Annotated in this window: 1 protein-coding gene; it reads right to left on the bottom strand. The window is 43.9% G+C overall.

Going from position 1 to position 983, the window contains the following annotated elements; translation table 11 throughout:
* On the bottom strand, positions 1–983 hold a 983-nt coding region (locus B4K20_RS06305), incomplete at both ends, for an ABC transporter ATP-binding protein (RefSeq protein ID WP_289282279.1).

Below are 983 nucleotides of genomic sequence, written 5' to 3'. Positions count from 1 at the left end.
CCAACGTTTCAGCAGAACGAAGCTCGAAGCTTAAGCCATCAACCGCCTTCACTGCACCAATAGTCCGTTGGAACAATCCTTTTTTGATAGGAAAGTGAACTTTTAAGTCGTTGACTTGCAGTATCGCATTATCTGCTGGCACAACCTGTGAAAGCTTTGAGCTATGGAAAGACTGTTGATGGGCTTTTTGCTCAGCATGGACATCACTATCATATAAATGACAGCGAACACCATGTGCCTCATTACTTATCCAACGTGGTTCAACTTCATGACAGTCATCCCAAGCTAGCTCACAACGTTCAGCAAAACGACAAGCATGAAACTGGCGATTTAATGGCGGCACGCTTCCTTGTATCACCGTGAGTTTTTCTTCCCGCTTCTGCTTTGAGGGAATAGCCTGAAAAAGCTTTTGAGTGTACGGATGTTGAGTATTATTAAAGAATTGTGTTCGGCTGGCTGATTCGACAATTTGCCCGGCATACATCACGGCTACATGATCGGCCATCTGAGCAACAACACCTAAGTCATGCGTAATCAGCAGAATGGCCATACCTGTTTTCTGCTGAATAGCTTTCAGCAAATCAAGTATTTGAGCCTGAATGGTCACATCTAAGGCGGTTGTTGGTTCATCTGCAATCAATAACTCAGGTTCACCGGCAAGCGCCATAGCAATCATCACGCGTTGTTTCATGCCACCAGACAACTGATGAGGGTAAGCATTGATGCGTTCATTAGGATCAGGAATACCTACCGATCCAAGTAAGTCTATCGTTTTGTGATGAATCGCTTCCTTATCAAGATTGAAGTGCCATTTAAATACTTCAGCAATCTGCTGTCCTACAGTGAGAACAGGATTTAGTGAACTTTGGGGTTCTTGAAAAATCATGGCTATTCTACGACCACGAATTTTTTCCATTTCTGCTTCAGAAAGAGAAAGAATATTTTGTCCACCCAAACGGACCTCGCCAGCCACAATGTGGCTG

Source organism: Methylophaga sp. UBA5088 (genome assembly GCF_002414625.1).
Classification (GTDB): Bacteria; Pseudomonadota; Gammaproteobacteria; order Nitrosococcales; family Methylophagaceae; genus Methylophaga; species Methylophaga marina.
Note: the sequence above shows the minus strand (reverse complement) of the source record. Positions and strands in the feature narration are given on the sequence as shown.